General features: G+C 43.3%; 17 protein-coding genes. All 17 read right to left on the bottom strand.

Features of this window, described 5'->3' with window-relative positions:
* Positions 1 to 109: 109 nt before the first annotated feature.
* On the bottom strand, positions 110 to 571 hold the full coding sequence (locus G586_RS0113810) for a MarR family winged helix-turn-helix transcriptional regulator (protein ID WP_026528235.1): 462 nt from the start codon (positions 569 to 571) through the stop codon (positions 110 to 112).
* 46 nt (positions 572 to 617) lie between these two features.
* Positions 618 to 1070 carry a 3-hydroxyacyl-ACP dehydratase FabZ gene (fabZ, locus tag G586_RS0113805; protein ID WP_035773367.1) on the bottom strand — a complete coding sequence of 151 codons (453 nt, stop codon included), beginning with the start codon at positions 1068 to 1070 and terminating at the stop codon, positions 618 to 620.
* Between the two features lie 23 nt (positions 1071 to 1093).
* Positions 1094 to 2365, bottom strand: a complete 1272-nt coding sequence (gene fabF / locus G586_RS0113800; protein WP_330363279.1) for a beta-ketoacyl-ACP synthase II — start codon at positions 2363 to 2365, stop codon at positions 1094 to 1096.
* 99 nt (positions 2366 to 2464) lie between these two features.
* The gene (gene fabG, locus G586_RS0113795; protein WP_035773366.1) at positions 2465 to 3202 is read right to left on the bottom strand and encodes a 3-oxoacyl-[acyl-carrier-protein] reductase; all 738 of its coding nucleotides are present in this window, start codon (positions 3200 to 3202) and stop codon (positions 2465 to 2467) included.
* Between the two features lie 157 nt (positions 3203 to 3359).
* Positions 3360 to 4292, bottom strand: coding sequence for an ACP S-malonyltransferase (fabD, locus tag G586_RS0113790; RefSeq protein WP_026528231.1), 933 nt, complete (start codon positions 4290 to 4292; stop codon positions 3360 to 3362).
* Positions 4289 to 5188: a DUF561 domain-containing protein gene (locus tag G586_RS0113785; RefSeq protein WP_026528230.1), complete on the bottom strand. Its 900-nt coding sequence runs from the start codon at positions 5186 to 5188 to the stop codon at positions 4289 to 4291. The genes fabD and G586_RS0113785 overlap by 4 nt, the downstream gene beginning before the upstream one ends.
* Positions 5189 to 5206: 18 nt before the next feature.
* Complete coding sequence (locus G586_RS0113780) at positions 5207 to 6154, bottom strand: beta-ketoacyl-ACP synthase III (protein ID WP_026528229.1); 948 nt, start codon at positions 6152 to 6154, stop codon at positions 5207 to 5209.
* Between the two features lie 2 nt (positions 6155 to 6156).
* Positions 6157 to 7161 (bottom strand): acetyl-CoA carboxylase carboxyltransferase subunit alpha, encoded by a 1005-nt coding sequence (locus tag G586_RS0113775; RefSeq protein ID WP_026528228.1) that lies wholly within the window; start codon positions 7159 to 7161, stop codon positions 6157 to 6159.
* 176 nt (positions 7162 to 7337) lie between these two features.
* Positions 7338 to 8186 (bottom strand): acetyl-CoA carboxylase, carboxyltransferase subunit beta, encoded by an 849-nt coding sequence (accD, locus tag G586_RS0113770; protein ID WP_026528227.1) that lies wholly within the window; start codon positions 8184 to 8186, stop codon positions 7338 to 7340.
* A gap of 38 nt (positions 8187 to 8224) precedes the next feature.
* Entirely contained in the window at positions 8225 to 8452 is a 228-nt protein-coding gene (acpP, locus tag G586_RS0113765) for an acyl carrier protein (RefSeq protein WP_026528226.1), read from the bottom strand.
* A 279-nt stretch (positions 8453 to 8731) separates the two neighbouring features.
* Positions 8732 to 8896: a hypothetical protein gene (locus tag G586_RS26200; RefSeq protein ID WP_155834178.1), complete on the bottom strand. Its 165-nt coding sequence runs from the start codon at positions 8894 to 8896 to the stop codon at positions 8732 to 8734.
* A gap of 249 nt (positions 8897 to 9145) precedes the next feature.
* The gene (locus G586_RS23165; RefSeq protein ID WP_035773365.1) at positions 9146 to 10435 is read right to left on the bottom strand and encodes a putative bifunctional diguanylate cyclase/phosphodiesterase; all 1290 of its coding nucleotides are present in this window, start codon (positions 10433 to 10435) and stop codon (positions 9146 to 9148) included.
* 234 nt (positions 10436 to 10669) lie between these two features.
* On the bottom strand, positions 10670 to 11467 hold the full coding sequence (locus G586_RS0113750) for a hypothetical protein (RefSeq protein ID WP_026528225.1): 798 nt from the start codon (positions 11465 to 11467) through the stop codon (positions 10670 to 10672).
* A gap of 10 nt (positions 11468 to 11477) precedes the next feature.
* Entirely contained in the window at positions 11478 to 12566 is a 1089-nt protein-coding gene (locus tag G586_RS0113745) for a hypothetical protein (protein ID WP_026528224.1), read from the bottom strand.
* A 181-nt stretch (positions 12567 to 12747) separates the two neighbouring features.
* Entirely contained in the window at positions 12748 to 13647 is a 900-nt protein-coding gene (locus G586_RS0113740) for a PD-(D/E)XK nuclease family transposase (RefSeq protein WP_026528223.1), read from the bottom strand.
* Positions 13648 to 13928: 281 nt separating this feature from the next.
* Positions 13929 to 17153 carry a leucine-rich repeat protein gene (locus G586_RS27020; RefSeq protein ID WP_051204808.1) on the bottom strand — a complete coding sequence of 1075 codons (3225 nt, stop codon included), beginning with the start codon at positions 17151 to 17153 and terminating at the stop codon, positions 13929 to 13931.
* Between the two features lie 209 nt (positions 17154 to 17362).
* Positions 17363 to 18916, bottom strand: coding sequence for an ATP-binding protein (locus G586_RS0113730; RefSeq protein WP_026528222.1), 1554 nt, complete (start codon positions 18914 to 18916; stop codon positions 17363 to 17365).
* Between the last annotated feature and the right edge of the window lie 24 nt (positions 18917 to 18940).

Raw genomic sequence — 18940 nt, 5'->3', positions numbered from 1 at the left:
GCCCCGGTAACCTTATGTGAGTTTCAATCTCATAGATTAGAATTCACATAAGATTACCGGGGCTTTTTGTTGTTTTAGTAAAACTTCCGGAAAGAAAATTCTTCTGTTTTTAAATTGGAGAATTTTTATATGCTTCAAGATCAAGCTCAGGCATCAGTTCATTGTTTATGATGTCGAGCATCTCGTTAAGCTTAGCGTAGTCCTCCGGTGAAAAGCGCTGTTCGCATCTTTTCATAAGGACCTTGAGATAGTCTTCATTGATCTTGCAAAAATCGAGATATTTCTGTGTGGGTCTAAGGTGAAACTCTCTTCCGTCTTCAGGTGACTGCACCTTCTCAACGTAGCCCTTCTGTACAAGGCACTTTACTCTGTGGGCTGCATTAGGTGATGAGATGTCCATCATCTTGGCAAACTGAGCAACGGTCGGCTCCTCCATTGCCATAATAACCTCCATGCTGAAGGTCTCTACTGCAGAAAGAGTTGCCTCTCGATTTTCGAAGCGTGAATAAACCTTCATATAGAAATGAAGGCGAAGCTTCTCATAAATATGTCGTATAGCATAATCAAACATTACTTACTTCCTTTTTCAACAAATGATAAATAACAATATAATTATATCACAATATTGAAAAAGTAATCTCAGCTCTTGTAACTACATTGCCATCCACCAAAGCTTCCGCCTCGGCAACGCCCACAGGTCCTTTGCTTTTGATCATTGCACAGCGAAGTTCAAGGACGTCTCCCGGGATCACAGGCTTCTTAAAACGTGCATTTTTTATACCACCAAAAAGAGCCAGCTTCCCCTTGTTCTCTGGAAGAGACAGCGCTGCTACCGCCCCTGTCTGAGCCAAAGCTTCTATTATAAGTACTCCGGGCATGATTGGTTTTCCCGGAAAATGTCCCTGAAAAAAGGGCTCATCCATGCTGACACATTTTCTGCCAACAGCCCAGCTTCCGGGCTCATGATCGATTATTCTGTCCACCAGAGCAAAGGGATATCTATGGGGCAGGATTTCTGCGATTTGCTCTGCTGTAAGTGATTTTTTTTCGGTTCTTTCTTCTATATTCATATAACCCTCATCCGTCAGCTAATTTATTCTGCCTTCTTGAAAATCAGGCATGCGTTGTGTCCTCCAAAGCCAAGACTGTTGCTGAGAACATATTTAAGGTTCGCTTCCACACCCTTCTTAGGCACATAGTTTAAATCCATCTCAGGCTCTGTCTCTTCAAGTCCTGCTGTGGGTGGAACAAATCCATCCTCAAGCGCTTTTACTGAGAAAACAGCCTCAACTCCGCCTGCGCCTCCTAAAAGGTGACCGGTCATTGACTTGGTACTGGATACGTAGAGATCCTTTGCTTTTTCGCCAAATACAGTCTTGATAGCTGCAGTCTCATACTTATCGTTAAGGCTTGTGGAAGTGCCATGTGCGTTGATGTAATCAATGTCACCCTCAGTGATACCTGCATCCTTGATTGCGAGCTTCATGCATGCCGCACCGCCCTCTCCATTAGGTGAAGGAGAAGTGATGTGGTATGCATCACAGTTGCTGCCATAGCCAACGATTTCAGCGTAAATGTGTGCGCCTCTGTTTACAGCATGTTCATATTCCTCAAGCACCAGAATTCCGCTTCCCTCGCCCATTACAAAACCGTTTCTGTCCTTGTCAAAAGGAATGCTGGCTCTCGCAGGATCAGTTGAGTCAGAGAGTGCCTTCATGTTCTGGAAGCCCGCGATTCCAAGGGGCGTGATCGTGCTCTCGGTTCCGCCGCAAATCATCACATCCTCGTAGCCATCTCTGATTCTTAGGAAGGAATCTCCGATAGCATTGCTTCCGCCCGCACAGGCTGTAACCGGGCAGGTGCACATTCCCTTAAAGCCATGGGATATTGCGATTCTGGCAGCTGCCATGTTAGTGATAGCCATCGGAACGAAGAAAGGACTTACAAGATTGTTGCCCTTTTCAACCATTCTGCTGTGCTGCTGCTCAATAATATCCAGTCCGCCGATTCCGCTGGATACAATGACACCGCATCTGTCAGCAGGAATCTCCGATACAGGTGTATTAAAGGTGTATTCTCCGTCGGAAGGCTTACAGAGTCCCGCATCCTGTATAGCTTCCTCAGCTGCATACATTGCAAGCTGAGTGTATCTTGCAATGTGCCGCAGTTCCTTCTTATCAAGTCTGCTGGCAGGCTCGAAGTTCTTTACTTCTGCTGCTACCTTTGTCTTAAAATCAGTTGTATCAAAAGTGGTAATCTCACCGATTCCGATTTTTCCGTTTTTAATGCTCTCCCAGCTCTCTGCAACACTGTTTCCGGTCGGATTGACAGTGCCAAGTCCGGTTATTGCTACTCTTCTTTTCATATTTATCTCCATTTTCATACAAGGAAGTTCTGCTCTCACTTCGTTCGCCAGAACAAAGTAGTACACTAAGCTCGGAAAAACCTCGCTAAGTGATTACTTTCATATACCCATGCCTCCATCGATTCCAATTACCTGTCCGGTGATGTAGCTGCTGTTTTCATCCGCAAGAAAAGTGACAGCATTTGCCACGTCACTTGCCTCTCCCATTCTTTTTGCAGGAATCTGCGAGTTTATTGCACTCTTCTGCTCGTCGGATAATACAGCTGTCATCTCGGTAGCTATCATTCCGGGTGCGACCGCATTGACTGTGATGTTCCTGGATGCAAGCTCCTTTGCGGCGCTCTTAGTCATTCCTATGAGGCCTGCCTTACTAGCACAGTAATTGGCCTGGCCGGGATTTCCGTGAACTCCGACCACGCTTGAAATATTCACGATTCTTCCATAGCGTTTTTTCATCATCGGCTTTGTCACGTACTTAGTCATCAAAAATGCACCGCGCAGGTTAGTTGCTATAACGCTGTCAAAGTCCTCGGCACTCATCCTGGCAAGAAGATTGTCTCTTGTTATTCCTGCATTGTTGATCAGAACATCGATCTGTCCGTACTTCTCAAGAGTCTTACCTACAAGCTCCTCGGCATTTTTTTCATCCGAGACATCACCCTTGAAAAGGAGAACATCTAAAGCTCCTGCCTGTCTGCAAAGTTCTTCCGCCTCCTTAGCAGCTGTATCGTTACCTGCATAGCTGATAACTACGTTGTATTTCTTTTCTGAAAACGAGGTGGCTATGGCACGGCCTATGCCGCGGCTTCCACCTGTTATGATTACTGTTTTTGTCATAATGACCTCCTATGCCCCCTCATCCGTCAGCTACGCTGACACCTTGTCTTCGCTCCGCTTCGGTCCGCGCAGAACCGACATCCCCCGGATGTCGTGCGCCCCCAAGGGGGAAGGCATATTTTTTACTTGCAATATCTCAAACCATTGGTTGTGTATATTATTTTTCTATATAGCTCTTTACTTCCTCGGAAGTCTCAAGGGTAATACACTCAATATCAGATATTTCCTTTTCCTTGGCAGTCTTTTTGACAAAGCCTGTAAGTGCCTTTCCGGGGCCGATTTCAACAAAGCGTCTTACGCCCTTATCAAGAAGGTACTCGATGGTCTGTGTCATCTTGACGCCGCTTTGAACCTGCTTTACAAGAAGCTCCTGTGTGGTCTCGGTCTCACCCTTTTCTTTTCCTGACACATTGAAAACTACAGGAATTTTCTCTTCTGAAAACTCAATGTCATTAAAGTAGTCCTTTAAGGCATCACCTGCAGCGCTCATGAACTTAGTGTGAAAAGGTCCGCTGACATTTAAAGGGATGCATCTCTTTGCACCGTTTTCCTTTGCTATTTCCGCTGCCTTTTCTACGGCCTTCTTCTCACCGCCTATTACAATCTGTCCGGGGCAGTTGTCATTACATATAGAAACAACGCCCTCACTTTTTGCTTCATCAACACACTTTTGAAGAGCCTCTTCAGAAAGTCCCATAACCGCAGTCATTCCTGCCTCTACGCCCTCTGCCGCTTTGGTCATTGCTTCGCCTCTGAAGGCTGCAAGGCTTATTGCCTTTTTGGAATCCCAGACGCCTGCTGCCTGAAGTGCAGAATACTCGCCCAGAGATAAGCCTGCTAGATAGTCAGGCTTCTTGCCGTTTTTATTTAAAATAGCTGTGACTCCCGAAGCAAACGCAACCATGCAGGGCTGTGTATACTTGGTCTTTGAGAGTTTTCCATCGGGATCCTCAAAGCACATCTGCTTTATATCGAAGGATGCATCTGCGCCGTCGATAACCTCTCTGAATTCCTCAAAATCGCGGTAAAGGTCCTCGCCCATACCCTTGTGCTGGCTCCCCTGTCCCGCATATAAAAATGCTGTTTTCATACGCTCATAAGCTCCTTAAATATCTCTCTTACGGGTCTGATCTCTTTTACCTGGCCACAAGTCTGTCCCGCCATGAGGCTTCCTGTCTCGGTGTCACCTTCAAATACTGCTCTTCTGAGACTTCCAAGGGTGAACTTTTCAAGCTCCATAAGATCCGCTCCGGCCTTCTCCTGCTTGATGTATTCCCTGGTCATTTTGTTCTTTAGAACTCTTACGGGAGTTCCACCGATTCTGCCTGTTACGATTGCATCTGTTCCCTTTGCCTTGATAACTGCCTTTTTATAATTTTCATGAATAGGGCACTCGTCACTGGCAAGGAGGCATGTTCCAACCTGGATGCCTGATGCGCCAAGGGCAAAGGCTGCCTTAACCTGACGTGTATCAGCGATTCCACCTGCCGCAATTACAGGAACGCTGACCGCATCCACCGTCTGTGGTACCAGCGTCATTGTGGTCATCTCCCCCACATGTCCGCCGCTCTCACAGCCTTCAGCGATGATCATATCAGCACCGCTTTTCTCAAGTGCTTTTGCAAGGATTGGAGCCGCAACCACAGGTATTACAGTGATTCCCGCAGCCTTCCATTTTTCCATGTATTTGGCAGGATTGCCCGCGCCGGTTGTTACAACCTTCACGCCCTCTTCCACCACTATGTCAGCAAATTCATCCGCATCCGGGTGCAGAAGCATGATGTTTACTCCGAAAGGTTTGTCGGTCTTACTTTTGCATATTCTGATTTCTTCCCTGAGCATCTTTGGAGTCATTCCGCCGACACCTATAAGTCCAAGGGCTCCGGCATTGGAGCAGGCTGCTGCAAAAGAGCCTGTTGCAATGTTGGCCATGCCGCCCTGGATTATGGGGAATTCTGTGCCAAGTATTTCGTTAATTTTTTTCATAATTGCCCTCATTTAGTTCTACTGTCCTGCGTATCTCACAAGAGCTCCAGCCCAGGTGAGTCCGGCGCCAAAGCCTACCATCATAAGAAGGTCTCCGTCTTTCACTTCGCCATTTTCTACAAGCTCGCTAAGAGCGATGGGTACTGAAGCTGCGCTGGTGTTACCGAAGCGGTCCATGTTTTTATAGAATTTGGAGGAATCCGCTTTCATTCTTCTTATGCAGGAATCGATTATCCTCTCATTGGCCTGATGGCAGACAACCTTGCTTACGCCATCAATCCCTATGCCGCTCTTTTTCTCAAGCTCACCTATGCATTTAGGAATAATGTTTGTTGCGAACTTGAAGACCTCTGCGCCATCCATGTGAATATGGCTGGGCTCGGGTCCTGCTCCCAAAACCGATATCTCATAGCCGCCCCTTGCACCAAGTGTGGATGCATAGGGTGCATCATCTGAAATTCTGACAACTGCTGCCCCGGCACCATCTCCGAAGAGGACGCAGGTGCTTCTGTCTGTCATATCGAGAAGCTTCGATAACTGTTCGCAGCCAACAACAAGTGCATAGTTCTCTCCGGTTCCGTTTAGCAGCCCCCTTGCAACCTCAATCCCATATAAAAAGCCGCTGCAGGCCGCATTTACGTCAAGTGCCGGTATACATTCCCTAAGTCCCAGCTCGCGCTGCACAATGCAGGCCATACTGGGTGTAGCATAGTTCCCGGAAATGGTCGCGCAGATGCAGACGCCAATATCCTCCGGCGCAAGTCCCGATGCTGCAATGGCCTTTGCCGCCGCCGCAATCGCAAGTGAATTGGCACTCTCTCCCTCATCGCAAAATCTCCTTTGCCTGATTCCTGTTCTTGTGCTTATCCACTCGTCACTTGTATCAACGATTTTCGCAAGATCATCATTGGTTACAACCTTAGACGGAATCGACCTTCCGGTACCTATTATTTCAATATTTTTCATACTCATCCGATCTTCCTGTATTTATCAAGTCTTTGTCTCTTGCATCCGGAAGGAGAGAGTGTCATGAGTTCTTTTAAGTTTGCATAGAGAACCTTGTCCAGATTTTTGAAAACCTCGTCATAGTTTCTCTGCGCACCTCCGATTGGCTCTTTTACAATCTCATCGGCAACTCCGGCCTCATAAAGATCATCCGCTGTAAGCTTCATGAGCTTGCAGGCCTCCTTATGTCTTTCAGCATCCTTCCACAAAATGCTCGCAAAGCCCTCAGGGCTTAAGATTGAGTAAACCGCATTCTCAAGCATAAGAACCTTGTTAGCAACACCGATGGCCAGAGCACCACCTGAATTTCCCTCACCTGTGACAACCGAAATAACCGGCACATGGTATTGGCTCATTTTTGCAAGATTCATGGCTATGGCCTCACCCTGTCCGTGCTCCTCAGCCTCAAGTCCGGGATACGCGCCAGGTGTATCTATGAAGGTAATGATAGGTCTTCCGAATTTTTCAGCTTGGTTCATTATGCGAAGTGCCTTTCGATATCCCTCAGGACACGGCATACCGAAGTTGTACTCCATGTTTTCTTCCATGGTGTGTCCCTTCTTATGCCCAAGCACTGTGACAGGAATGCCATGAAATCTGGCAATTCCACCATATATACTCTTGTCCTCATCGAAAAGATGATCTCCCTTTTGCTCGAAGAAATCCGTAAAAAGTCCCTCTATAAAATCATCTATATGCGGTCTCTTCGGGTGTCTTGCAAGGAATACCTTTTCGTCGGGAGCGATGTTTTCACAATCTGAAAGAAAACTGTCTCGCATTCTCCTAAGCTTGTCGATCTCATTTTCCTTTGTGGACCAGTCTTCATAATCATCCTCGAGTTCTTCAAGGACATCCTTTGATTTGAAGGCCTTTTTCACAAGTTTATCCGTTACGCCTGTTGCCTTTTTTTCAAGGGCAGCAATTCTCTCATCCAGTTTCTCGACCTCTTTTAAAACCTTTTCCAGCATACGTACCTCCTTCCCCTCATCCGTCAGCTGCGCTGACACCTTCCCCCTAGGGGAAGGCAAAGAATTATCATATCTATTCATCTCCCCTAAGGAAAAACAATGGAATGTCATATCTATTCATCTCCCCTAAGGAAAAACAATGGAATGTCATATCCATGTACTATATTTGCGCAGCATCAGGAATGCAGTTCGATCAGTTGCAAAAGTGTATCTCTCATCTCATTTCTGGGAACGATCTTATCGACAAAGCCATGGGCTTCAAGGTATTCACTTCGCTGAAAGCCCTTGGGCAGCTTTTTATGGATTGTCTGCTCTATGACTCTGGGTCCCGCAAATCCAATGAGGGCTCCGGGCTCAGCAAGAGTAATGTCCCCAAGAGAAGCAAAGCTTGCGGTAACTCCTCCCGTTGTGGGGTGTGTCAGGAAGCTTATATAAAGACCTCCTGCCGCATTAAACTCCTCTATCGCTGCTGCGGTTTTTGCCATCTGCATAAGGCTGTAGATACCCTCCTGCATTCTGGCCCCGCCGCTGGCTGAAAAGATTATCAGCGGAAGCTTTTTTTCCATGGCATATTCAACTGCCCTTGTCACCTTTTCACCTACAGTGCTGCTCATACTCCCCATAAAGAAGCGACTGTCTAAGACTGCAGTCACAACCTTATGGCCGCCAATTTTTCCAACTGCTGTTACCGCTGCCTCGGGTAGTCCCGTCTTTTGCATCTGGCCCTTGAGCTTATCCCTGTATTCAGGAAAGTCCATCGGGTCCTTGGCAATAAGATCCTCATTGAGCTCTCTGAAAGTGCCCTTATCCAGGATCAGCGACAATCTGTAATATGCACCGATTGGTCTGTAATGTCCGCATACCGGGCACACATAGAAGTTATCCTGCCAATCCTTCTTTAAAGCCCTTCTGTTGCAGGCTTTACATGTTATGAAAACCGGCTCCTTATCTTTCTTAAGGAAAACCTCTCCCAAATCCTTTCTTACTCTTGCGGGAAAAGATAACGTGTCAAGAAAAGTCCCCATATAGACCTCCTATTATTTGGTTCCTTAGTGAACCTACATTATTTGTTCTTTTCAATTGCACTAAGAACGTCCTGAACTGTCTTAAGATTAGGAATCTCTTCGTCAGGAATTTTTACTCCAAGTCTCTCCTCAATCTCCATGTGAAGCTCAACAACACTAAGTGAGTCAGCTCCAAGATCATCAACCAGTTTTGTCTCCAGTGTGATCTTATCCTCATCTACTGCAAGAATCTCTGCTATCAGTTCCTTAATCTCCTCAAAACTCATTTTTGTTTCCTCCGGTTTAACTAAATTTATTTTAACTAAATTACTTTGAAATATTAACGCACAAGTTTCCATTTGTCAACGTAGTAATGACATCAACTTAATATATATGGTTATAAGTTTCTGGTTGCTTGGGAATTTTTCCTGATTATTAGACGTAAAAGAACCTGTGCTCGCGATGCACAGGTTCTTGTTTTATTTAAATTTCCCCTCTGGCTTTGTGGACTGATCTTATTGTTTTATACTGTTAAGCTATGGGTTTCTTATAGTCGTTTTTAGGTATTACCATACGAAGGTAACTGCATTTGCGATATCTTCAGTGATTGTGTTGTCTTTTACAAGTGTCTTAAGCCATACTTCAAGGTCATCTACCCTGTGGTCTGTCTCTATAAAGTGAACGCTCTTCCCGTTTACATCTTTTGCAAGAAACAATTCATACATATACATATCTAAATCCTCCGTTCAAGTCTCATTTATTTGTTTCATGCGTTCGGCCGTTTGTGCATGTCACTTTGTTGTTCAATAATAATATCGATAGGACAATGGTAAAAGTTTATAGGTAAATCAAATGTTTTTAACTTTCATAAGGCCCATTTATCCTGTGAAAAAATCATTCAGCAAGGAGCAAAATGAATTACACAAAAACGCCCTCCTTCCCGTATATCCAGGAAGGAGGGCACATATCTGTTAGTTCATTCACCCTTTTTTATATACTTTATCCTTTAGTCTATCCTCAAATTCCTCCACCGGCAGCGGTCTGTCGTAGAAGAATCCCTGGATAACATAACATCCAACCTTATTTATGAATGCTATCTGATCGTCGCGCTCAACACCCTCGGTGACAATATCCATGTTAAGGCCATGAGCCATATGAATGATGTCGCGAAGGATGATCTCATCCTTCCATGAAAATTCCTTGGTATTTATGAACGAGCGGTCAATTTTCAAAGTATGTACCTTGAATTCTCGAAGTGTAGCAAGTGATGAGTAACCTGCTCCAAAGTCGTCTATCGCGGTCATGATATTTCTGTCATAGAGATCGCTGATAAATCTGGCAAGTTCTCCGTGCTCCTGCTCATCCACGGTCTCGGTAACCTCAATCTCGATATATTTCTTATCGATTCCGGAGGCGGTGATTATTCTGTCTATGTTCTGGGCAAGGTCTGCGTCCATGAGATCTTTTCTGGAAAAGTTGACTGAGATACATACGGGTTCTATCCCTTCACTTATCCATCTCTTTATGTCCTCACAGGCTCTTTTCAGCACATAGTAATCAAGGAGTACTATCTCGCCGTTCTGCTCAAGGGGAGGAATAAAAACTCCGGGAGAGACCATCTGTCCGTCATGCTTCCATCTGACAAGTCCCTCGGCTCCTACGAGAGTGTTGGTCCTCGAGTCAACCTTGGGCTGATAGAAAACCAGAAACTCCTGGTTGGCAAGTGCACTTTGATATTGCTCAAGAACATTTTTCTGTACAGAAACCTTATTAAGCATGTCCTGGGTTACACTGACAACAGGGACATGCATTATGTGCTTAGCATGCTGAAGCGCTATAGACGTTCTGCCAATTGCTTCTCCGGGATCATCGAAGGGCTCATCAATATCCCAAAGACCAATCGTAGACTGGATCTTGAGCTTACTATTATCCGTTCCCGTGCCCAGATCTACCTCTATACCATTTAGAAGCCTGCAGAATTTTTCCTTCCTATCCTTCTTAATGAGCGCGACAAAATTATCCCCGCCAAGATGGCCAAGAATCTCATCTTCCATAAGGAATTCTTTTACTTTATCAGTGAACTGCACAAGGATCCTGTCTCCGCTCTCCATTCCATATCTTTGGTTTATGTTGCCAAAACCTTTTAAGTTGAAATAGAAAGCAGTGTACTCTGTAATTGTCCCTGCCTTGATGCAATCACTAACCCTCTTGATGTACCCACCAGCGTTGGGAAGGCCCGTAAGATAATGCATCATTTGATCACTATTCATCTTATCTCCTCATTACCGTCAGCGCACCATTCCAATTTCAATACTCTTGTATTTATTATATATGTAAATGCAATAAAAATACTCAAAAAAACGAAGATTTCAATATTTTTTTATCATTTCTTAATCAACGTGATCAGCATAAACTTTGATAAAATTGTATTTGTATAAAACAAACTAAGAAAAAGCGACATCAGTATTCATTTTCTGATGTCGCTTCGTCGTTATTTTACCTCACTATCTAATAAACGGACTGTTATTGTAATAGCTGTTAGCTTTCTTACTCTTCTTTATGTTTATGAAATGTGAAAGCTGAGCTGTCTGCTTCTTACTTCCCATTTTTACATGAGTGGAATCGGAGAACACTGTGTAGCCCTCAATAAAGCCTTCGTTCCAGTCAGTCATTTTATCATAGTCACTGACATGTGTCCCGCAAATTCCAACGCAGGTCTTTTTATAGGTGGAGGGGAATTTTATTACCAATGTCTTTACGTAGGATACGTAGTACTGGTATATGGTTCCGTCAGACCAGACAAGCTTCTGTGGCTTTAGGCCCTTCCACTCAGTCTCTGTGACTGAAACTCCGTGGTAATTCGTTCCATCCTCAGAGGTCTCCGCTGTGTTTAAATTTTCGCCGGTCACCTTGTCAACCACAACAACATCAAGATAATCGATGTAATCCCGACCTGAATTTATGAACTTCTTAGCCATTTTCTTGGTTGGCTTTTTGGGATTCTGAACCTGGATAGTCATGGAAACAGTCATCATTGACGATGTTCCCGAAGTTGCCGCACCTCCGGTCTTTGCCGCAGGATATTCTCTGCCACTGTATTTAGTTATCTTGGCATATACCTTGGAAAGCCCCTTTTTCCCGGGAAGTCTTGTTGAAACCTGAACCCAGGAGCCTTTATAAAAGTTGAAGCTGCAGCCTGTTTTCTTAAGATCATTAAATGCTGCATGTGATGTTATTGCTGTGCCGTCTGCTAAAAGCACAATAGTGATAAGTAAAGCCAATAATCTGCAGAATCTCTTCATCTTTTCCCCCTCACTTCATCTTTTTCTTGTAGTTGAACTCCTTATATCTCTTCTTTGTGGCTGTCACTATAACAACGTCGCCCGGTTTTAATTTCCTCGTGAGCTTGTATGTTTTTGATGCGCTTTTCTGTGTTACGGTTATTTTCTTCTTTTTCTTGCCCTTATACTTGATTTTGAGGCTCTTTTTCTTGGAGCCCTTCTTAACAATTATGGATATCCTGGCTCCCTTTTTTGTGTCGACCCTTATGGTGTTTTCACCCACATTGGCGGTCACTCTGGTCCAAAGGCCCAGCTCTGCGGCATCCTCATCTATTTCGACGCTTATCCTATAGTGTGTGTTTCCTTTTCCAGATAAAAAGAAATATCGTTTAACACCGGAGCCGCTTATGGTATATTCCGCACTTCCATTGTCACGTATAACTCTTAGTGCATTGCTGTTAAGAACGTACTCATTGTCATCGGCAATTTTTACATCCATCTTCCTGGTGGCCGTGACAGTAACCTTGTAGCTGTTATTGTTAGGAACTTCAAAGCAGAAGCTGTCTATATCTTCTTCACGTTCAAGAGTACCCGAGATTGTGGTACCAACATTAAGTACTGTTGCAGAATCATAATCTCCTGCGTAATCGTCCATGAACTGGTCAAGGTTAAGATTAAAGCTCCCTGTTCCGCTGATTTTTATATAGTACTTTTTATCTGCAACAAGTCTCGGTATGAACTCTTCTGTAGAACCTATCCCTTCATAATTCATCCTGCACACTATCTCGGCTATATGATTCCCCGCCTGTGTGTAATTCTCCTTTACCATATTCAGCTGTTCATCAAAGATAGCTATCTGCATGGTACCGGTTTCCTGCGTACCGGTCAGCCTGGCGATGACCCAGCTGTTTCCCTGGGGTGCTGTAAAGGTATACCAAAGATCCTGACCTATTTTTACAGTGCCATCCTCATTCGTAGAGTTAACCTCAACTTGAACGGCATTATAAGGATTTATATTTGCTGTGGCGGCATAAGCATCCCTGGAAAAAATCAGTAATAATGCCGCTAGAAAGATTGGAATTAGCAGATATGAAGATACCTTGAATTTAGTCTTTTTCATCTGAAATAATCCCTCAACAATCAATAAAAAAACCATAGTTGCATAACTACACTTATCATTAATATCGTCAAAAAAATCAAAAAAATAAGAGTTCCGATCTCTCAGAACTCTTATTTATAAAATATTCACATATCGTTATAGAAAGTTTTTAAATATGGAAAATAGTTTTCCTTTTGGTCTTTCAAATTGGCCCAAACTTATCAATATATTTTTGAAGAAGAGCATCCTTTTGAGCAATTGTTGAGTCTTTATTTGCAAGATCGGAGACATTTTTAGCAATGGTGGCGTTCTTATCCGCAAGTGCTGCATCTTTTTCAGCAAGCTGGGCAGCATATTTATCTTCTGCGTCGGTATAACCTGCAGTATACTGTGAAGCAAGCATTTCTCTGTAACGACGCTGACCTTCAAGAAGTTCTTTTGCTTGGTTGTCAGTGTTAAGCTCAAGAATCAAATTACCCACCTCCTCAATTGCCGGATTATCCTTAGCAAGTTTTCTGAACACTTCCCAGGTATCGGCTTCAAAAAGCCTTGCCCAATAGACAAGATTATTATCGAAATTTTCTTTTGTTGCATTCTCTATGTGATTCAATTGTAACACGTTTATACCGAAATTTTTAGTGTATGGCCTGTGATTTTTAGTGTTAAGAAGCAAATAACTTGAATAAAACTCATCATCATCTGGAAACAGTTCCTGGTCTGTTATACAAAAGTGTGTTGTAGGTTTGAGTTTGGAGTAGTCTTCCCCTTCGCCTATGGAATCATATGCTCTGCAAAGATATAATACTGAGCGGTTTATCCAATATTTATCAGTATATACCTGTAATTCTATATTGAGGATTTCTTTACTGTTAAGAATAAGTTTCAGATCCATGACAGTTTCCTTGGATGTACTGTTTAAATCGATTGGATTCATGACAATGATATCTCTGACCTGGGAAGGATGTATTCCTTTTAGGGCACAAACAAGTCCAATTAATGCAGCCTTTGATTTCTGCATTACATAGTGGAACATTAGATCACTTTTTAAAGTGAATTCAATGGTACCAGTGGCATTCTGGTATGTGATTTTTCTTTCTGACATAAATATGTAGTTACTCCTTTTTAGATGTTTAGCTTCTTTTGCAAAAGTGGTAAAAATCAAATGAATGAAATTCATCTGGTGCGTCTGAATAACGCTTAGATAAAATAACATAGTTGAAGGGGATGGGACAAGAGAAGAACTACTTAAGATTTCTTTAAGACTTTCTTAAAAAGTGAATGATCCCAAAATTTCACAAATATAATGGAGCCATCGCCAAAATGAAATCATCTAATGCGATAGCTCCATATAAACATGAACACTCGAGTACAAGTATTCACATATTATTTAGTAATTTTTTGCGTTTTTCCGTTTATACCCTTAGCCTTTAATATCTTCTTGTAAGAATCTAAGCTCTTCTTTGGTACCTTTACGCTTGCCTTAGCATGGATTCCCTTGAAAGCACTAGCGCCGACACTCTTTTTGGTAAGGGCAGTTGTCTTGATGGTTATCTTCTTTAAGTTCTTACACTTATAGAATGCTTTGCTGCCAATCTTTACGATGTTCTTTCCTATCGTGACTTTCTTAAGCTTATTGTTGCCCTTAAATGCATTCGCAGCTATCTCAGTTACCTTATATTCTTTGTTGTCTATTGTGACAGTTGCAGGAATATTGGCTGAGGTTGAATCCATAAGTAAGCACTGCTTATAAACTACTGTCCTTGCGCCTTCGGTAGTGCATAGAATCTTGTACTCAGCTGCTGTACTTTCATCCTTAACAACATCGCCTGCCTGGCGCTCTGCAGGTGCAGGATCCTGTACTGTAGGTGCCTTGGTCTCACCCTGAGTAGGAACCTGCGGTGTATCTGCCGGAGCTGAAGGATCCGTGGTAGGATTCTGCGGCGTATCAGGATTTGTAGGTGTGTCCGGATTCGTCGGTGTATCCGGGTTTGTTGGTGTATCCGGATTTGTCGGTGTGTCAGGGTTTGTAGGTGTATCCGGGTTTGTTGGTGTATCAGGATCTGTTGGTGTGTCAGGGTTTGTAGGTGTGTCCGGATTCGTCGGTGTGTCAGGGTTTGTAGGTGTGTCCGGATTCGTCGGTGTGTCAGGGTTTGTTGGTGTATCAGGATCTGTTGGTGTGTCGGGATCTGTTGGTGTGTCAGGATTTGTTGGTGTATCAGGATCTGTTGGTGTGTCAGGATCCGTTGGCGTGTCGGGATCTGTTGGTGTATCAGGATCTGTTGGTGTATCAGGATCTGTTGGTGTATCAGGATCCGTTGGTGTGTCGGGATCTGTTGGTGTGTCAGGATCCGTTGGTGTATCAGGATCTGTTGGTGTATCGGGATCCGTTGGTGTATCAGGATCTGTTGGTGTGCCGGGATCCGTTGGTGTATCAGGATCTGTCGGCTCGTCAGGATCCGTTGGCTCCTTCTCCTTGAAGCTGAATTTTATAGGACTGTAATACTCTGATTTTGCCTCATCAAGATATCGTCGATTTAGCTTCTCCAGCTCTAAGTTAAACTCATCACCGCAGCTGCAGGTTTCAAGCTTTCTAAAGGCAGTCCCTGCAGGAACATAAATAATCTCAAAATCATATTCACCATCGTTATTCAGGTCAACCTTTAGCGGCAGAGATTCTTTCACTGTTTTAATCTTCTTATCAAAGCTTATTGTCCCCATCGTTGCTTCTAAAGTATTGAAAATTCTATCTCGCTCAATCTGATCTTCAGTCTCAGCTGAATGAAGAACTAAATCCGTACTTCCAAGATCAATCTCCCTTTCTCCCCTATTCATGGACTCTATGGGCGTTACCTTTTTACTTGCTATTTCAAAGTTTGTTGAAACCTCTCCTTTATAATTCCCTATTCCTACAACTGTTACTGTAGCCGTACCGGGCGCATCATTATTTGAATATGAAACTGTATAGTCCTTATCAAGCTGAAGTATATCTGTGTCATCCATCACAGTAACTTCCGGCGTGATTTCTGAATCATCATAGACAAAAGGTCCTGTCTCTACAACAACCATTCCCTCATTTATTTTCGCAGGGGAAATCGTAAAAATTGAAGAAATTACAGTACCCACCGATTCTTCTTCCTTAATTGTCACCGCTGCATAATAGCTACCTACGTTTACAGGCGGTGTATCAAATGAGGGTTTATTCGCCACACCATAAACCGGTTCTGTAACACTAAATCCTTCAGGAAGTCCATCAGCCATTGTCACAACTGCCGATGCAGCTGTTTTATCATATATCTTATCGTTGGTACTAATCTCTACAGTATAGCTTTTTCCACAATCTTCACACGAAATTTTTCCAACACTACCAGATTCAGTTACTGTCCAGTTATGTGTATGCTTTTCAATAGAAAATTCCACCGGCTCACATGCATAATCTGTTTCATATGTACCATTAACCTGTTCAGCTACAAGATAACAAGCGCCGTAGCGTTCATATTTTGAAGGAATCTTGAAAGAGCCATCTACTATTGAATATCTGGGATGCACTCCATCATCTCTTAATTCATAATTATCTATTGTTACCGGAATATAAGCATAGGCGTTTCCAACTGTCTCTCCTGGAGTATATTTTTTCTTAAGCAAAAGAACACTATATTTAGTAGGATCGTCCTTCCTGTAACCGGTGAGCTGGAAATGGATTTTAATTTCATCTTCAACGTTTTCTGCACGAACTGAATAAGGACGGGTGATTACCTCTTCATCCTTATCTACTAATGTCAGCTTATACGAAGACCCTAACTTACCCAGTGTACCTTCAACTAATGAAGTGAATAAAATAGATTTTAGATCCAGGTTATATGCGGGAGATACTCTATGTGTTGCCCCTCCACCATAAAAACTAATGCCACCATTAGAAGTTATAGAAGAAGCATAATAATCCGGATTATTTAAATATGGAGATCTCAGCCAGACTCCGCTCTTACCTCCATCAATGTTCTTTCTTGTAGACATCTCCCCCAAAGTATCCTCAAAGCCATAGGATTCTCTTGTAGCTTCGCATACATCAAGGAAAAAGAGTTTATCGTCTATCGGTGCAAATCCATATGATTCTAACCCTGATCTTCCATCAGGCTCTCTAATTGTCGTCTTTTTGCTGGTAATTATTGCTTTCTTTTCAAGCTCAGTGAATAATTTTGAATAAAGATTTGTATTCACTTCTTCTCTCAGATCGCTATATAGCCACTCATATACGTGGCTGGCTCCGCTGTTTTTCTTTCCGTCCAAGTCAAAACAATAAGTATACGTGTCTGCTACGCTATCCAGAAGAAGCGAGCCATTTATACCAAAATCACGTGAGTCTGTATCAAGAACTCTGTTTTTTTGAGGCTTACCATTATAATTTCCATAATAGACGTAGCACCACTTTCCGCCACGACTGACAGGGTCAGTTATATATCCTGTCCCCAATCCGCAGATTGTCTTTGCCTGAGCATAAGTCTCAGCTTCAGCCCTAGCCGTAATTGATGGTGAAATAATAGGTGTCATGGAAACTGACATAGAAAATGCCAGTGCAAAAGAAAGCGCCCTTAAAGGCTTAAAGTGTTTCATAAAATCCTAACCCCCTTCGTTAAAGAAAAAAAATGAAAACTAAAACCATTTGTGACGAGCAAACATATTTCGAGATACTAAAATCCTATACTATTTCCCCTCAAAAAAAAGTACGGATTATGAACATTCCAATTCACAATCCGTACTTGACAATGGTTGATTTTAATACATTTTTTATAATTTGATGATTCAAAGGTCAGCGACTTTTTCTAGTCAATTTCCAAAATCTGTGAAACTATATCATTTCTGCGGTCTCTAAGAAGCAATAACTTATTGTACTTGTAGTACTCCTCCGAGCCCTCATTCTGGATGAAGTTAAGGCTATAATGGCCGGAATCCAGTCTTGTGAGGAACAGTACCATCTCCTGCTCTTCACCGTAGATCTGAGCAAGGAATGAAAAACAGTTCTTAAGATGCTCTCCTGTCAAAGCAGCAGCTGCTCTGCGCTCCTTCTCTCTTCCCGCAAACCAGGATTTGATATCGGCTTTTTGCGACTCTGCCATATCCGCTGCGCCATCTGAGTTCTTCCCCGATTCCACAGTTTTCTCTACAAGAGTCTTCTGCAATTCCTCAAGGGCGATCATCACCTTCTTAAGGACAATCTCAGAGCCCTTATCCATGAGATGCTGACCTGCCTTGTTTTCAAAATCATCACGAAGCTGGCTGATACGGAGCTTTAATCTCTCGGCTATGGAATCTTCCTCACTTCCGCCTTCTGAGATCGGTATCATTTCCTTAACTATGCCCGTAATCTCCTTCTGCAGGCGTTTCTGAACCTTAAAGTCGGTGTCATACCTTGAAAACTCCTGATTAAGTCTGTCTATAAGGAGATTTATTATGCTCAGCTTTTCATCAAAAGATGCCTTGCGCAGTCTGTCTCTCTCCTGCGGAACGCTGCCACCAAGAATCTCAGAGACATTGTAGACATCCTCGTATTTGTGGTAGAGGGCGTAGTACATGGCAAAATCCCTTGCCACCTCAGGCTCCTGAAGGTACTGAATAGTCACCTTCTCGTCTATCTCAATACCAAGCTTTTCATAGGCTCTGATAAGCTGTGAAAGATCTTCCCAACCTCTGGCGGTGACAAAACGCTTGCCCTGGATGTCATTTTTGATACGATAGAAATTGTCCTTGTGAATATCGAGGTATGCCAGGATTGATCCGTGAATTCCGTTGAAATCCGCATATTCCTTGAAGGCCTCAAGGTCCTCCTCTATATCTATTCTCTTAACACGGTCGAGAGTAACGATGTCGAAATCCCTAACCGCCTTGTTGTACTGAGGCGGGTTACCTGCCGTTACGATGATGAATCCATCCGGAACCCTGTGGGCACCAAAGGTCTTGTACTGTAAAAACTGCAGCATGGTAGGAACCAACGTCTCCGATACGCAGTTGATCTCATCAAGGAAGAGAATACCTTCCTTAACACCTGTCTGATTGATCTTGTCGTAGACAGATGCGATGATTTCACTCATTGTGTACTCGGTTACAGAGATCTCCTTGCCGCCGTATTCCTTTTTGGAGATAAACGGAAGGCCTATGGCACTCTGCCTTGTGTGATGAGTAATTGTGTAGGAAACAAGATTCACAGAAAGCTCCTCTGCCACCTGCTCCATGATCGCTGTCTTACCGATACCCGGAGGTCCTATAAGGAGGATAGGGCGCTGCTTCTGTACAGGGATCATGTAATTCCCCATCTCGTCCTTCTGCCTGTAGGCTTTTATAGTGTTGATTATTTCCTGTTTTGCGTCTTTTATGTTCATAATATTCCTTTCAAGTGCCCCTCA

Source organism: Butyrivibrio sp. VCD2006, from assembly GCF_000423925.1.
Lineage (GTDB): Bacteria > Bacillota > Clostridia > Lachnospirales > Lachnospiraceae > Butyrivibrio.
The sequence above is the reverse complement of the archived record's forward strand: the minus strand, read 5'-3'. Positions and strand labels throughout refer to the sequence as shown.

Excerpts from the sequence above, each read along its gene's own strand:
- G586_RS0113750 (WP_026528225.1), bottom strand. The coding sequence starts at position 11,467 with ATGAAGAGATTCTGCAGATTATTGGCTTTACTTATCACTATTGTGCTT.
- G586_RS0113785 (WP_026528230.1), bottom strand. The coding sequence starts at position 5,188 with ATGAAAAAAATTAACGAAATACTTGGCACAGAATTCCCCATAATCCAG.
- G586_RS0113740 (WP_026528223.1), bottom strand. The coding sequence starts at position 13,647 with ATGTCAGAAAGAAAAATCACATACCAGAATGCCACTGGTACCATTGAA.
- G586_RS23165 (WP_035773365.1), bottom strand. The coding sequence starts at position 10,435 with ATGAATAGTGATCAAATGATGCATTATCTTACGGGCCTTCCCAACGCT.
- G586_RS0113810 (WP_026528235.1), bottom strand. The coding sequence starts at position 571 with ATGTTTGATTATGCTATACGACATATTTATGAGAAGCTTCGCCTTCAT.
- G586_RS0113775 (WP_026528228.1), bottom strand. The coding sequence starts at position 7,161 with ATGCTGGAAAAGGTTTTAAAAGAGGTCGAGAAACTGGATGAGAGAATT.
- fabG (WP_035773366.1), bottom strand. The coding sequence starts at position 3,202 with ATGACAAAAACAGTAATCATAACAGGTGGAAGCCGCGGCATAGGCCGT.
- G586_RS0113730 (WP_026528222.1), bottom strand. The coding sequence starts at position 18,916 with ATGAACATAAAAGACGCAAAACAGGAAATAATCAACACTATAAAAGCC.
- G586_RS26200 (WP_155834178.1), bottom strand. The coding sequence starts at position 8,896 with ATGTATATGTATGAATTGTTTCTTGCAAAAGATGTAAACGGGAAGAGC.
- fabF (WP_330363279.1), bottom strand. The coding sequence starts at position 2,365 with ATGAAAAGAAGAGTAGCAATAACCGGACTTGGCACTGTCAATCCGACC.
- fabZ (WP_035773367.1), bottom strand. The coding sequence starts at position 1,070 with ATGAATATAGAAGAAAGAACCGAAAAAAAATCACTTACAGCAGAGCAA.
- G586_RS27020 (WP_051204808.1), bottom strand. The coding sequence starts at position 17,153 with ATGAAACACTTTAAGCCTTTAAGGGCGCTTTCTTTTGCACTGGCATTT.
- accD (WP_026528227.1), bottom strand. The coding sequence starts at position 8,186 with ATGGGGACTTTTCTTGACACGTTATCTTTTCCCGCAAGAGTAAGAAAG.
- fabD (WP_026528231.1), bottom strand. The coding sequence starts at position 4,292 with ATGAAAACAGCATTTTTATATGCGGGACAGGGGAGCCAGCACAAGGGT.
- G586_RS0113745 (WP_026528224.1), bottom strand. The coding sequence starts at position 12,566 with ATGAAAAAGACTAAATTCAAGGTATCTTCATATCTGCTAATTCCAATC.
- G586_RS0113780 (WP_026528229.1), bottom strand. The coding sequence starts at position 6,154 with ATGAAAAATATTGAAATAATAGGTACCGGAAGGTCGATTCCGTCTAAG.
- acpP (WP_026528226.1), bottom strand. The coding sequence starts at position 8,452 with ATGAGTTTTGAGGAGATTAAGGAACTGATAGCAGAGATTCTTGCAGTA.